The sequence below is a fragment of the Paeniglutamicibacter sp. MACA_103 genome (genome assembly GCF_045798555.1).
Taxonomy (GTDB): Bacteria; Actinomycetota; Actinomycetes; order Actinomycetales; family Micrococcaceae; genus Paeniglutamicibacter.
This window is the reverse complement of the sequence record NZ_JBIXLN010000038.1, coordinates 33,772-48,335: the sequence shown is the minus strand read 5'-3', so window position 1 is coordinate 48,335 and position 14,564 is coordinate 33,772. Positions and strand designations below refer to the sequence as shown.

9 protein-coding genes and 1 riboswitch are annotated in these 14,564 nt (G+C 68.5%); of the genes, 2 read left to right on the top strand and 7 right to left on the bottom strand.

Annotation, left to right across the window (positions count from 1 at the left end; all coding sequences use genetic code 11):
- Nucleotides 1–131: 131 nt before the first annotated feature.
- On the bottom strand, nucleotides 132–1,469 hold the full coding sequence (locus ACIPVK_RS16665) for an ABC transporter substrate-binding protein (RefSeq protein WP_407613098.1): 1,338 nt from the start codon (nucleotides 1,467–1,469) through the stop codon (nucleotides 132–134).
- A 604-nt stretch (nucleotides 1,470–2,073) separates the two neighbouring features.
- On the opposite strand from ACIPVK_RS16665, the gene ACIPVK_RS16660 reads away from it, so the two are divergent.
- Nucleotides 2,074–5,328, top strand: a complete 3,255-nt coding sequence (locus ACIPVK_RS16660) for an HAD-IA family hydrolase (RefSeq protein ID WP_407613097.1) — start codon at nucleotides 2,074–2,076, stop codon at nucleotides 5,326–5,328.
- A gap of 319 nt (nucleotides 5,329–5,647) precedes the next feature.
- Here ACIPVK_RS16660 and ACIPVK_RS16655 read toward each other — a convergent pair whose 3' ends face one another.
- From ACIPVK_RS16655 to thiM, 6 genes are all read right to left on the bottom strand, one after another.
- Entirely contained in the window at nucleotides 5,648–6,241 is a 594-nt protein-coding gene (locus ACIPVK_RS16655; RefSeq protein ID WP_407613096.1) for a hypothetical protein, read from the bottom strand.
- A 221-nt stretch (nucleotides 6,242–6,462) separates the two neighbouring features.
- The gene (locus ACIPVK_RS16650) at nucleotides 6,463–8,160 is read right to left on the bottom strand and encodes an alkaline phosphatase D family protein (RefSeq protein ID WP_407613095.1); all 1,698 of its coding nucleotides are present in this window, start codon (nucleotides 8,158–8,160) and stop codon (nucleotides 6,463–6,465) included.
- 307 nt (nucleotides 8,161–8,467) lie between these two features.
- The gene (locus tag ACIPVK_RS16645) at nucleotides 8,468–9,787 is read right to left on the bottom strand and encodes a uracil-xanthine permease family protein (RefSeq protein ID WP_407613094.1); all 1,320 of its coding nucleotides are present in this window, start codon (nucleotides 9,785–9,787) and stop codon (nucleotides 8,468–8,470) included.
- Nucleotides 9,788–9,866: 79 nt separating this feature from the next.
- Nucleotides 9,867–11,402 (bottom strand): bifunctional hydroxymethylpyrimidine kinase/phosphomethylpyrimidine kinase, encoded by a 1,536-nt coding sequence (gene thiD / locus ACIPVK_RS16640; protein ID WP_407613093.1) that lies wholly within the window; start codon nucleotides 11,400–11,402, stop codon nucleotides 9,867–9,869.
- On the bottom strand, nucleotides 11,399–12,058 hold the full coding sequence (gene thiE / locus ACIPVK_RS16635) for a thiamine phosphate synthase (protein WP_407613092.1): 660 nt from the start codon (nucleotides 12,056–12,058) through the stop codon (nucleotides 11,399–11,401). The genes thiD and thiE overlap by 4 nt, the downstream gene beginning before the upstream one ends.
- Complete coding sequence (thiM, locus tag ACIPVK_RS16630; RefSeq protein ID WP_407613091.1) at nucleotides 12,055–12,873, bottom strand: hydroxyethylthiazole kinase; 819 nt, start codon at nucleotides 12,871–12,873, stop codon at nucleotides 12,055–12,057. Before thiM ends, thiE begins: the two co-directional genes overlap by 4 nt.
- Nucleotides 12,865–12,963, bottom strand: a riboswitch (TPP riboswitch). Its footprint overlaps the gene before it by 9 nt.
- 110 nt (nucleotides 12,964–13,073) lie before the next feature.
- Here thiM and ACIPVK_RS16625 point away from each other — a divergent pair.
- Nucleotides 13,074–14,537 carry an aldehyde dehydrogenase family protein gene (locus ACIPVK_RS16625; RefSeq protein ID WP_407613090.1) on the top strand — a complete coding sequence of 488 codons (1,464 nt, stop codon included), beginning with the start codon at nucleotides 13,074–13,076 and terminating at the stop codon, nucleotides 14,535–14,537.
- The last annotated feature ends 27 nt before the right edge of the window (nucleotides 14,538–14,564 follow it).

Sequence of the window (14,564 nt, the reverse complement as noted above, 5' to 3'; positions counted from 1 at the left end):
CCCCCCGGCCGGGCCCCCCCCCCGGGGGGGGGGGCCCCGGCACGGGAGGCGGGGGCGGGAAACACTTGCGACGGTGGAGCCGGGTCCGGCACGGGGGTTTTAACCCGCCCGGACCCGGCTCCGCGTGCCGACTAGCTCGAGGGCCAGCCGTTCTCGATCTGGCTGAGCACCGTCTCGGAATCCGAGCCGTTGATCCAGTCGACCATGCCCTTGAAGAAGGTGCCGGTGCCCACGGAACCGGGCATCAGGTCGGAGGCGTCAAAGCGGAACGTCGTCGCCGGGTCCTGCAGGATCTTCACCGCTTCCTCAAGCAGCGGGTCCGCGGCGTTCGCCGGGTCCAGTCCCTTGTTGGCCGAGAGCACCCCGCCCAGCTTCACCCGGGAGTTGGCCCAATCGGGGCTGGAGAGGTACTCCTGCACCTTCACCACCGACGGGTCGTCGTTGAAGGCGCCGACGATCTCGCCGCCGCCGGTGACGGCGTTGCCCGTCCCGTCGATGGACGGGGTGACGAAGCCCCAGACATCGGCATCCGGTCCGACCTCGCCGCCGGCGTCGGTGATGAATCCGCTGAAGAAGGACGCCTGGTGCGTCAGCGAGCAGTCGCCGCTGACCATCACGTCCGCCAGGTCGCCGAATGCCGTCGCGTTGATCGAGGAGACGTCGCCGTAGCCGGCGTTGACGTACTTCTTGTTCTTCAGGATCTTTCCGACCTCATCGAGTGCGGACTTGATCTGCGGATCGGTGAACTTCACCTCGTTGGCCACCCACTGGTCGTATACGTCCTTGCCGGACTGGCGCAGCACCAGGTCCTCGACCCAGTCGGTTCCGGGCCAGCCGGTGGCATCGCCCGAGCCGAAGCCGGCGCACCAAGGCGCCTCGCCCTTGTCCTTCTCGATCTGCGCGGTCAAATCCAACAAGCCCTGCCAGGTGGTGGGGACCTCCCAGCCTTTTTCCTTGAACTCGGCCGGTGAATACCAGACCCAGCCCTTGACACTGGCCATCAGCGGCGCCCCGTACAGGGTTCCGTCGACGGTTCCGTAGTTGGCCCAGTCCTCGGACCAGCCCGAGGCGACGTTCGCCTTGACGCCCTCGGATGCCGGCTTGAGGAAGCCTCGGGTGGCCAGGTCGGCCAACAGCCCCGGCTGCGGGAAGATCGCCAGGTCCGGGGCGTTGCCACCCTGGGCGCGCACGGCGATCTGGGTCTCAAATTCCTTGGACGACTCGTATTTGATCTTGATGTTGTTTTCCTTGGACCAATCGGCCCAGGACTGCTCGAGCAACTTGGCCTCGGCGTCGGCGATGGTGCCGTACAAGGTGACCTCCGCCTTGCCGGCCGCCGTGGTGCCCCCGGTGCCGGCCGGACTGGTTTCCGGTGCGCCCGGGCCCCCGCCGCAGCTGGTGAGAACCAGGGCCGCTACGCCAAGGGACGCCAGAGAGGCGTACGCCTTTCCCCGTCGTGATGTTTTCATCATTCCTCCTGCTCGGTCGGGCGGCATTCGCCGCCCGCTACATATTGGGACGGGGAAGGGCTTGATCCACCGGCCGCGAGCTCCGCGGCGGCACCTGCGGGCGAGACATGCGTCCCGACCCGGCAGAATCACCGTGAAGTCCCCCGTGAAGGTAAAGCGCCCCGCAGTCATGAAGGTTTCGAGGCTCTTCTACTGCTCATCTTGTAGAGCCGGAGGGTGGTTTTCAAGGGTTGGGAGCATAAAACCTGCGTAACAATTGCGAATTGACTAGAAGTTTTGGACCGAAACGCCGCGGTGCCGGCTTTGTCCAACCCAAGTCCCGCACGATGCCGGTCGCGGCGGGGCCGCCGTGCCCTGCGGAAGCGGGCAACCCGCGGCGCGCGCGGCGGGTTCGACACGTCCTAATTGCCCTGCCCGCTTCACGCGCGAGTTGATCGGTGACTAGGCTGGGCAGTGCAGGGCCCGCCGGCGCGACACGGGGGCGCACGTATGCCCCCCGATGCGTGGCCGCGGGAAAAGCCGTTGAGGCGGTTCCGCACCCGAACGCCCGCGATGTTCCGCGGGTCCGGGAGCCGCCGCGAGACAGAGATGGGAATTCAACACCATGCGTGAAGCCCTCCCCGCCAGCGCCACCTATCGGCGCCGCGATTTCAAGGCCGTGCTTTTTGACCTCGACGGGGTGCTGACCCCCACCGCAGAGGTCCACCGGGACGCCTGGACCCAGCTTTTCGAAGGGTTCTTCGCCGAGGCCGGGATCGAGAAACCCTACACCGAGGACGACTACTTTGCCCTGGTCGACGGCCGGCCCCGCTACGAAGGGGTCGCGGCGGTGTTGGCCGACCGCGGGATCGAGCTGCCATGGGGCTCCGGCTCGGATGCGCCCGGCACCACGAGCGTATGCGCCCTGGGAAACCGCAAGAACGTCGTCTTCCGTTCAATCCTGCACGAGACGGGCATCAAGCCCTACCCCGGCTCGCTGGCCTACCTGCGCCAGCTCCAGGCCGCCGGGCTTGAAGTGGCCGTTGTCTCCTCCTCGCGCAACGCCGAGGAGGTGCTGGAGGCCGCCGGGCTGCGCGGCGAATTCTCCGTCGTGATCGGCGGGCTGCAGGCCGCCGCGCGAAACCTGCAGGGCAAGCCGGCCCCCGACACCTTCCTGGCCGCGGCCAGCGACCTGGGCTGGTCGGTCAACGAGTGCATTGTCATCGAGGACGCGATCTCCGGGATCCAGGCCGCCGCTGCCGGGGAATTCGGCCTGGTGGTGGGCGTGGCCCGTGACCAGCCGGAGGAGGCGCTGCGGGCGGCCGGGGCCGACATCGTGGTCGCCGACCTGGACGACCTGGTCAACCAACAGGCCCGCGACGACTGGGAACTGGACACCTGGTCCTACACCCGGGGGCACCCACGTCCGATCGACCCCGGCGTGGAACAGACGATCTTCTCCCTGGGCAACGGCTTCCTGGGGCTGCGCGGGGACTCGCTGGGCATCGGGGAATGCACCGAGGGGATGTTCATCAACGGGTTGCACGAGACCTGGAAGATCCGGCACGCCGAATCGGCCTTCGGGCTCGCGGAAGCCGGCCAGACCATGGTCGCCGCCCCGGACGCCCGCACCGTGCGCGTCTACATCAACGACGAAGCCCTGGAGATCGGGCGCACCGAGATCCTCAAGGACGAGCTGCGGCTGGACTTCAAGGACGGAACCCTGATCTCCGACACCCTGTGGCGCACCGCCGAGGGGCACCGCGTGATGGTGCGGACCCGGTCCATGGTCTCCTTCTCCGAACGCCACCTGGCCCTGTTCCGCGTCACCGTGCGGCTGCTCGATGCCCCAGCGCACGTCTTCGTGCAGTCGGCGCTGATCGGCCAGTCGCGCGCCCGCCCCGTCCCCACCCCGGCCGAGTCCGATGCCGGAGAGGTGCCCTTCGACCCGCGCAAGTCCGAGGGCAGCGGCGAGGAGTCAATGATTCCGGGCGGGACCCTGGAGCAGGACGGGATCAGCGCGCTGAGCTACTACGTGCGCGGTTCCAACATGTCGGTTGCCGCCGCCATCAAGCATGTCACCCGCATCGCCGGGGAGACCAGCGACTTCGTCGAGCAGTCAACGATCACGCCCGAGCGCGTCGAGCACACCGTGTCCGCCTACCTGGAGAAGGACGAGGCGCTGCACATCGACAAGTTCGCCTCCTTCCACTCCTCGCGGCGGCACGACACCGCGGAGATGACCAGCCGTTGCGTGCGCGCGCTGAACCACCTGGTGCCGCGTGGCGCCGACGCGCTGTTCTGGGCCCAGCGCGAGTTCCTGACCGAGTTCTGGGGACACTCGGATGTGCGGGTGCAATCCCACCCGCTGCTGCAGCGGTCGATCCGCTGGAACCTCTACGCCCTGGCGCAGGCCTCGGCCCGATCCGACGGGCTGGGGATCTCCGCCAAGGGCGTCTCCGGGAACGGGTACTCCGGGCACTACTTCTGGGACACCGAGATCTACGTCCTGCCGTTCCTGACCTATACCAACCCGCAGTGGGCCCGCAATGCGCTGCGCGCGCGCGTGTCCATGGTCCCGGCCGCCAGGCGCCGGGCGGCGACGCTGAACGAGCACGGCATCCTCTTCCCGTGGCGCACCATCAACGGCGAGGAGGCCAGCGCCTACTACCCGGCCGGCACCGCGCAGTACCACATCAACGCGGACGTGGTGTATTCGCTGGCCCGCTACGTGGGCGCCAGCGGGGACACCGGGCTGCTGCTCGGCGGCGGTGCGGAGGTCGTGGTGGAGACCGCCAGGCTCTGGAACTCGCTGGGCTTCTGGCGCGAGACCAAGACCGGGCGCAGCTTCCACATCCACGGGGTCACCGGCCCGGACGAGTACACCGCGGTGGTGAACGACAACACCTTCACCAACGTGATGGCGCGCTTCAACCTGAACTACGCGGTGAACCTCATGGGTTACCTGGCCGAGGAATTCCCCGAGGAGCACGCGCGCATCGTCGAGGAGCTGGCCATCGGGCCGCGGGAGGTCCGCGACTGGAGGGACGCCGCCCTGGCGATGTACATCCCGTTCTCCGAGAAGGTGGGGATCCACCCGCAGGACGCCGGCTTCCTGAACCGGGAGGTGTGGGACATGCGTGGCACCGGCCCGGAGAACCGCCCGCTGCTGCTGCACTACCACCCGCTGGTGATCTACCGCTTCCAGGTGCTCAAGCAGGCCGACACGGTGCTGGCGCTGTGGCTGCGGTCCTCGGACTTCTCCCCGGAACAAAAACGTGCCGACTTCGACTACTACGACCCGCTGACCACCGGGGACTCCACGCTCTCGGCCACGGTGCAGGCGATCCTCGCCGCGGAGGTCGGCTACCAGGACCTGGCCTACGACTACTTCGAGCATGCGCTGAACGTGGATTTGCTGAACCTGCACGGAAATGCCGCGGACGGCGTGCACGTGGCCTCCACCGGCGGGGTGTGGGCGGCGCTGGTGTACGGCTTTGCCGGGTTGCGCGACGACACCGGGGAGTGGCTCTTCGACCCGCGGCTGCCGGCGGAGTGGGAGGGGCTGGAGTTCAACCTGCGCCGCAACGACTCCTCGGTGCACTTCCGCCTCGAGGCGCAGTCGTTGACCGCATCGCTGGCCGAGGGCGAGGACGAGGTGTCGTTCGGCGTGCGCGGGGTGCAATACACGTTGTCCCCGGCAAACCCCGAGGTCTCCGTCGAGCTTCACGGGCAGGGCCCGGTGCTTGAGGGCGAGCCGTCCATCGACGCGGTCTTTGCGCTGCAGCGCGAGGACGGCTCCCCGCTGACCTCCAGCATGAAGAAGCTCACGCGCGAGGAGGAGCTGGTGGCCGAGCCGCCGATCACCATTATCGGATAGCGGCAGGGGTCCGCCCGGCACGGGCAGTTGCCCGGTTACGAGAGTCCCCTGAAGGAGCAGGCGGATCAACCTCTCGCCCTGGACAATGCGGCCCCGAAGCCAGTACTTCTTTCTGCGGGCACTTTTCGGATTCGCGGGGTGACCTCATGACTGAAACCAGGCCCGGGCTGCCGCCGGACCTCAGTGGGTGGGGGCCCCGCGGATTCCATACCGGCCCCCAAGGCCAAAAGCCGCAGTGCCCATGTCGAATCCCACTGCAACGGCAACCGGAGGGGAGGAAGGCTGATGCCGCCTTCTACTTTCCGGGTGGGGAGATGGACTATTTCTTGTAGTTCCGCTCACGCGTCAAAAACTTGTCGGCACGTTCAAGAACCCGTGCCCGTGCTGGATCCGAAACATAGATGATTCGTCCTCCATCGGAGGCCAGCGTTACCTTGATGTTCCGTACCGGGCTGGGCTCCTCAAGGGCCTTGTTGCGCTCCGACTTAGCTTGCCTGGCCGTCCTGGCCTCGCCTTTGGACATCACTGTCGCCTCCTTCCGTTCCATTCTCGCCCCCGGATCGCCGGCAGTGGCCAGATCGTATTCCTGGTCCAGCTTCTCTTCCAGGACGGAAAGGGCCACCTCGCTGAAAAGGGCGGCGTCCTCGCGCGTGGCCAAGCCGCTGCGGTCCAGGTTGTCCAGGACAATCACCCCGACTTCCTGCCGGGCGGGGTCGTTGGACAGCGCACTTTCGATCCCCCATTGGGCGCGCTTCCACCATTGGTCGCGCTTGTCGGCCCTGGCTCTCTGCAAATAGGCCAGGTAGGCCACCAGAACCACCAGCAGGGTGATGATGGGAGCCAATGCCGCGATGACCACTGCCCAGTCGAGAGCCCACGCGGGTGGTCCTTGCATCGGTAAGCGCAAAATCACGGGTCCTCCAGTGCAGCTCGTTGGTCGCCAGCTTATCCGCCCGAGCGTGGACTATCGAGCTAGTTCCGCGCTGGGGAACCCAGGCCCATTCGATGAGTGCGGTGTGGCGAATGACCTTGCACCACTTGGGGTCGGCGCAGGTGGCGTGCTCCTGGCCCAGCCTGGAGCGCGGATTTCCCGGGCCCGGCCTTCCCGTTCCCGCAGGGTGGGCCGGGCAGGGCTCATCCGAGAATTCCTTCCCCTGCGCGTCTGACTTTCTGTGTACCGGCAGCGACTGTCCAGGACGCCGTCCGCTGCGCGGGCGAGGCGGCATCCGTACGGTCAGTCAACCGATACCAGTCCATCCGAACTTCGGCCGGCGTCACCTCGAGTACCGAGAAGCCGTGCGAATCAAAATCCAGGTACTTGATGTGGGGGTTCAGCGCCTTGATGGCGGATTCGACGGCCAGGGAGGCCGTGCGCTCCGGAACCCGGAGGATGTCGTCCATGTTGTCGCTGGTGACGGAAGTGCACACCAGTTCCGTGCCGAGGGAACGGCCGTTGAGCGGGTAGGTCAGCGGGTCGGCCGGCAGATCGCAGGCCCAGCCCGAGTGGATGTCACCCGTCAGGAAGACGGTGTCTGTCACCGCGTTGTCCCGCAAATGCCTCAGGACCCGGTTCCGGTCTGCGACATAGCCGTCCCATTGGTCCACGTTGTAGGGAACGCCGTCGATATTGCCGTCCCCCATCAGTTCGCCCAAGGCATGCAGCTCCTGCGCGTTCAGGGTGGACGGAATGCGGACCGGGGTCATCATGACCGGGTTGCCTACCAGCTTCCATTGCTGCTGGTCATTGCCGAGACCGGCCAGCAGCCAGTCCATCTGCTCCGCGCCCGTCATGGTCCGGTCGGGATCGTCGATGGCGGGCTCTGCCTGGCTGTCGACCTGCTTGCTCCGGTACGAGCGCAGGTCCAGCATCGATAGGCTCGCCAACGCCCCGAACTCCAGCCTGCGGTATAGCTGCCCGTCGGTTTCGTAGCGAACCGGCATCCACTCCGCGTAAGCCTGCCTTGCGTGCCCCGAACGCGCTGCCCAGCTTCCTTCGGCACCCTCGGTGTGGTTCGCGGCGCCTGACGAGAACGCATCGTCGGCGAATTCATGGTCGTCCCAGGTCACCACGAACGGCGCCGCGGCATGCAGCGCCTGCAATTGAAGGTCCGTCTTGTACTGGGCGTGGCGCCGGCGGTAGTGCTCCAACGTGGTCATCTCCACGGCCGGGTCGTGGGGACGGACAACGATGTCACGCGCCTGGTATTCGCCGGGCGCGTACTCGTAGACGTAATCGCCCAGATGGAGCACCAGGTCCAGGTCGCCGCGGTCTGCCAGGTGCCGGTAGGCGGCGAAATGGCCGGCCTGGTAATTGGCGCACGAGACCACGCCCATCCGGAGCCGGTCCACGGCCGCACCGGCCGCCGGAGCGGTGCGTGTCCGGCCCACCGGGGAATAGTCCTGGCCGAACTTGAACCGATACCAGTAGGTCGTTCCCGGTGACAGCCCGGCAGCCACAACCTTGAGGGTGTGGTCGCGCCAGGCACCCGTCTGTGCCCATCCGCCTGCCACCACCCGCCGGAAATCGGAATCGGCGGCTACCTCCCAGCGGATCCGGGCATCGCCGCCGAGTCCCGAGCCGGGCGTCGCGTCTGCCTCCGGAGTCAGCCGCGTCCACAGCAGCACCGAATCCTCAAAGGGATCGCCCGAGGCAATCCCGTGCCGGAAGAAGCCACCGGCGCCATGCGCCGGCGGAGAGGTGGAAAGAATGCCTGTGAAGGTGGCGGCGGCGGCAATAATGCCGGCCGACCGAAGCACTTGACGGCGCGGAAGCACCTTGGCTGCTGACTGGGACGGCACGAAGGATCCGGTGGATGAAGTCACCTTGCCCATTCAACCTCATCGCTGCGCCCATGGGTACGGATCGCGGGCCGGTCCTGGGCTCGGGGGTGCCATGCCGCCGCGTGGTCCACGCCGCCCAGGCAGCCGGCCACCGGACGATCGACGTACGGCACCCGGCGGGCGTCGCCCCCGAAGATGGAGGCAGCCCTCCGCCTCGCCGGTCCTGGGGACGCGGCGATGCGAAGGGCTGCCTCCGTGACGTCCTCCGGCTCGGCCCGAACGCCCCTGGCGGTCATGCCCACGGACATGAAATCAACAGGATGACGCGCCGGTTGAAGGAGTCCGACCGAAAACGTCCTTAGCCAAGCTTGGAGTGCGTGGCCCCGCTGATTTCCCCGGCGTCGGTCGGCTCGGTGCCCCGCGCCCGGGCAATGTTGCGCATCAGGTGGAAGATCACCAAGGTCGCGATGGTGCCCAGGGCAATGCCGCCGAGCTTCACCTCGCCGAAGGCCAGGTCCTCGGTGACCGCAATGGCGATGATCAGTCCGGTGCCGGCGGTCATCAGGTTGATCGGGTTGGCGAAGTCGACCTTGTTCTGCACCCACAGGCGTGCGCCGATGATCCCGATCATGCCGTAGAGCACGATGCCCGCGCCCCCGGAGACCCCGGCGGGGATGGTGTTGATGACGGCGCCGAACTTCGGGAAGAACGCCACCAGGATCGCCACGATGCCCGCGATCCAGTAGGCGGCGGTGGAATACACGCGCGAGGAGGCCATCACGCCGATGTTCTCCGCGTAGGTGGTGGTGCCCGAGCCTCCGCCGAAGCCGGCCAGCAGCGTCGCGGCGCCGTCGGCCATCAGCGCGCGGCCGTTGACCGCGTCCAGGTCCCGTCCGGTCATCAGGCCCACGGTCTTCACATGTCCGATGTTCTCGGCGATCAGCACGAACACCACCGGCAGGAACACCAGCATGGTGTCCAGGTGGAAGGTGGGGGCGGTGAATGCCGGCAGCCCCAGCCATGCCGCCTTCTCGATGGGCTCGAAATTGACCTGCCCCTGCGCGAGCGCCACCAGGTAACCGGCAACCAGGCCCAGCAGGATCGACAAGCGGCCCAGCAGGCCCTTGAACAGCACCGCGGACACCACGATGGCCAGCACCGTGGCGAAGGTGGTCAGCGGGAAGTCCTGCATCGGCTTCAGCGTCGCCGAGGCCAGATTGAGCCCGATCAGCGCGACGATGGTGCCCATGACCACCGGCGGCATCAGCGCGTGGATCCACCCGGTGCCCGATTTCTGCACGATCAGCCCGACGACGAACAGCGCCGCACCGGAGACCACGATGCCGCCCAGCGCGCCGGCCATCCCGTGCCCGGCCATGGCCGCGGAAACCGGGGCGATGAACGCGAAGGAGGAACCCAGGTAGCTGGGCACCCGGCCCGCGGTGATCAGCAGGAACAACAGGGTCCCCACGCCGGAGAAGAACAGGGTGGTGGTGGCCGGGAACCCGGTGATCGCCGGGACCAGCACCGTGGCCCCGAACATCGCCATGACGTGCTGCACGCCGATGGAGATGGTCTGCGGCCAGTGCAGGCGCTCGTTCGGGGCCACCACCGTTCCGGGGGAGATGGACTTGCCGTCGCCGTGCAGGTTCCAGCCAATGCCGAATCGGTTGCTCATGGGTGCCTTCCGGGCGCAGGGTGGGAAAAATGCCGGGGGAGCGCACGCGCGGCGCGCCAAACCCCCTGTGGCATTTTACTCACCCCACGGGCAGTGCGACACCTCGGGTGATGCGGCCCACCCCGTCCCCGGCGCCGGGCGCATCGGCGGCGGTCTGCGCGAAGAAGTCCAGCTCGTGCACGGACGAGGCCTCGAACGCGCGCCACATGGCCGCCCGCGTGGCTTCGTCGGCCCGTGCGTGAACGCCCCGGACCAGCTCGATGGCCCGCGCCGTGACGTCGTCGAACTCCTGGGAGGAGTAGGTGGCGAGCCAGTCCGCGTAGGGGTGCGCCAGGTGGTTGGCCGCCGCCAGCCGCTTGCCCACGTCCTGGTAGATCCAGAAGCAGGGCAGCAGCGCGGCGGCGAGCACCGGGTAGTCGTCGCTGCCGGACCGCAGGTGGTTGAGGTACGCGGTGGTGGCGTTCGAGGGCTCCGGGACCTGATCGGCGAGCCGGCCGCGGTGCAGCGTCATTTCCTCCTCCAGGCAGCTGGCGGCGCTTCCCGCCCAGAAGCGCTGCTCCTGAGTGGTGGGGGCGAGTTCCGAGGCCCGCGACATGACCCGAGCATAGCTGCGCAGGTACAGGGCGTCCTGGCCCAGGTACTCCTCGAAGTCGCTCGTCTGAAGGGACCCGTTCTTGAGCTGGCGGATGAACGCGAGCTCGTCGATGCCTGCGCGGATGCCGGCGATCGCCTCCCACCAGTGCGCCAGCGGGTCCCGGGCCGGCGCGGGGCGCACCCCGTCCCAGAGCGCTGCCAGGTGGTTGACCGGGCCGTGTCCGCCGCCGACCGCCAGCTCGTCGGCCCGGGCAATCGCCTCGGACAGCCAGGCCTTGGCGTGGCGCAGCGCCTGGGCCCAGTCACCGCCGCGGGCGTAGAAGGTCGCCAGGGCGGAGGAGAGCGAGCAGCCGGTGCCGTGCGTGTTGGCCGTGGCCAGCCGCGGCGAGGCGACCTCGAAGAGCACACCGTCGGGACCGATGAGCGCGTCCCGGCAGGTTTCCCCTTCCAGGTGCCCGCCCTTGGCCAGCACCAGGACCTGGTACTCGGCGGCGACGGCGCGCGCCTGGGCCACCGCCTGTTCCCAGTTCCCGGCGACCTCGGCGCGCGCCAGCACGGCAAGTTCCGGGATGTTGGGGGTGATGACGTCGACGTGGGCAAAGAGGCGCCGCAGCGCGGTGGTTGCCTCGGCATCCAGCAGCGAATCCCCGCTGGTGGCGACCATGACCGGGTCCAGCACCACCGCCGGGGCGTCGGAGCCCGCGGCGGTCCGGATCCCGGCCAGCCAGCAGCCGAGCTCGTCGATGACCGCCGCGTTGGCGAGCATCCCGATCTTGATCGCGTCGATGGCGATGTCCTCGGAAACGGCGCGCAGCTGCGCCAGCAGGAAGCCTGCCGGCGGCACGTGCACGGCACTGACGCCGCGGGTGTTCTGCGCGGTCAGCGCGCTGATGGCGGCCATGCCGTAGCCGCCGGCCGCGGCAATGGACTTGAGGTCGGCCTGGATGCCGGCCCCTCCGGAGGGGTCGGATCCGGCGATGGACAGGATGTTCTTCACGGTGCTGGTGTTGGGGGTGTTCATGGCTTCGTGCCCTCCCAGAGGTTCAGTAGGTTCGTGGCCGCGGCGCGCGGATCCCCGGCGGCGCAGATGGCGCGGACCACCGCGACGCCGGCGGCACCGGAGCGGGCCAGCGGGGCCACGTCGTCCGCGTCGATGCCGCCGATGGCGATGACGGGCAGGTCGCTGAGCCCCACGGCGCGCGCCAGGCCCGCATGGCCCAGCGGCTCGGGGTGGTCCCTCTTGGTGGGGGTGGCATGCACGGCGCCGACCCCCAGGTAGTCGATGGTGCCCGGGGAGCGGAGCTGCAGCTTGTTTGCGGCGTCGATCTGCGCATCGCTGGCGGCGCTGAGGCCCAGCACGGCGTCGGGGCCGATAAGTTCGCGCACCAGGGCCGCGGGCAGGTCGGACTGGCCGATGTGCACCCCCTGCACGTCGGCGCCGGAGGCGCGGGCGGCCAGGAACACGTCGACGCGGTCGTTGACCAGCAGTGCCGCGCGCCCGGCGGTGTGGTGGGCGCATTCCATCACGACGTCCGCGAATTCGCCGGCCGGCATGTCCTTGCAGCGCAACTGCACCGTCCTGATCCCTCCGTCCACCGCGGCCTTCACGATGTCGGCCAGCGGACGTCCGGCGGTGGAGGCGGAGTCCGCGACCAGGTACACGCCGTAGACGCTCATGAGAGCACCGCCGTGGCGCCCAGCTCCGCGGGGGAGACAGCGGCCAGCGCGTCGAGGAAGAGCGGGGCGAAGGTGCCTGGGCCCGCGGCCGTGGCGGCCGCGCGTTCGGCCGCCGCCGAGTAGAAGGCGTGCGCGGCAACCGTGGCGACCAGCGGGTCCCCGCCGGTGGACAGGAAGGCGGCGCAGAGAGCGCCCAGCGCGCACCCGCCGCCGGTGATGCGGGTCAGCAGCGCGCTGCCGCCGTGCACGAACACGGTGCGCACCCCGTCGGTGACGAGGTCCGCTTCCCCGGAGACGGCGACGACGGCGCCGCTTTCCCTGGCCAGCGTCCCGGCGGCGTCGGTCGCGGCGGCAACCGAGTCGGTGGACTCGACCCCGCGCCCGCCGACGGCCTGACCGGCCAGCGCCAGGATCTCCGAGGCGTTGCCGCGGATCACCGTGGGCCGCGCGGCCACGAGCTCGCGGGCGAGCGCGGTGCGCACGCGCAGCGAACCGACGGCCACAGGGTCCAGCACCCAGGGGGTCGAGGCCGCTGAGGCGCCGGCAACCGCCTCGCGCATGGCGGCCGCCTGCTCGGAGTTCGGGGTGCCCAGGTTCACCAGCAGGGCTGCCGCCACCGCGGCGAAGTCGCCGGCCTCCCCGGGCACGTCCACCATGGCAGGGGACCCGCCGGAGGCCAGCAGCACGTTGGCGGTGAAGTTGGTGACCACGGTGTTGGTCAGGCACTGGACCAGGGGCGTGGAGGAGCGCAGTGCGCCCAGGGCATCGGCGAGCTCGCCGGGTGTTACGAGTTTTGAAGGCGCCATGGATTCCATGAGCAACATCCCTCCGCTAGTACGAACTAGATCAGGTTCTACGGGTTTCATCTCAGCCGGCCGCAAGTGCCGACACCCCGTGTCACTATGCGCGAGCCTATCCCACCGGGCGCCGGGTCCGGCACTCCATGTCACCGCGCACCGAGCACGCCAAGCGTGGCGGCCTGTTGCCGATGCCACAGTGGCCGTAGGCTCAAGAGATGGGCACTTCCGACACCTCACACAAATCCGCAACGCCACGCGAAGCGACGGCGCTGAACGAGCTCGAGCTGCCCGAAGTGGTGCCCGAACTGCCGGAGAACATCGTGGAGATCGTCGCCTCGATGCACGACGTGGTGTCCACCCGGCTGGCGCACCCGCGCCGATTCCGGGCCTCGCAGCTCAAGGCCCTCGAGCGCATGCTGGAGGCGCACGAACAGGACTTCATCGACGCGCTGGCCGACGACCTGGGCAAGGGCGCGGTCGAGGCGAAGATGACCGAGATCGACATGGTGCGCGCGGAAATAGACCACGCGCAACTGCACCTTTCCGAGTGGATGGAATCCAAGCCGGTGAAGATCCCGCTGGTCCTGCATCCGGCGGCGGCCAAGATCGAGCCGCAGCCGCTGGGGGTGGTGCTGGTCATCGGCGCCTGGAACTACCCGCTGCAGCTGATCCTCGCCCCGCTGGTCGCCTCCATCGCCGCGGGCAACGTCACCGTGCTCAAGCCCTCGGAGCTGGCCCCGACCACCTCCACGCTGCTGGGCCGGCTGATCCCGAAGTTCCTGGACCACCGGGCGTGCGCCGTGGTCCAGGGCGGGGCCTCAACCAGCAAGATCCTGCTCGAACAGCACTTTGACCACATCTTTTACACCGGCGGAGAGCGTGTGGGAAAGATCGTGGCCCGCGCCGCGGCCGAGCACCTGACACCCGTGACCCTGGAGCTGGGCGGGAAGTCCCCGGCCGTGGTGATGGACGGGTCCTCCGCCACGGTGGCGCGCCGGCTGGCCTTCGGGAAGTTCATGAACGCCGGACAGACCTGCGTGGCGCCGGACTACGTGCTGGCCGTGGGCGACGCCGCCATGAACCTGGAAAAGCAGCTGGCCAAGGCGATCACCGGGTTCTACGGCAAGAACCCGCTGGCCAGCCGCGACTACGGCCGCATCGTCAACAAGGCCCACTTCGACAGGCTGGTTTCCTACCTGGAGCACGGCGAGGTCCTCATCGGCGGCGGGTACGACGCGGACACCCTGAAGATCGAGCCGACAGTGATGGCCAACGTTGATCCGGGCTCGGAGCTGATGCGCGAGGAGATCTTCGGCCCGATCCTGCCGATCGTCGCGGTGGAAAGCTTCGACGCGGCGGTGCGCTTCATCAACGCGCGCCCCAACCCGCTGGTCGCCTACCTCTTCAGCGAGAACCCGCGGCTGCAATCTGCCTTCGGGGACCAGGTGCGGGCCGGGGCCATCGTGCACAACGCGCCAAGCCTGCACCTGGCCGTCCCGGGCCTGCCCTTCGGAGGCGTGGGCGCCTCCGGCATGGGTTCATACCACGGGCGGCATGGCTTCGAGCGGCTCTCGCAGATGCGCTCCGTGATGGGCAAGACCACCGTGGTGGACACGCTCAAGGCGATCTACCCGCCCTACACCTGGGCGAAGTCCAAGCTCATCGACAGGCTCATGTAGAAATTCCCGGCCCGGCATATACCCATG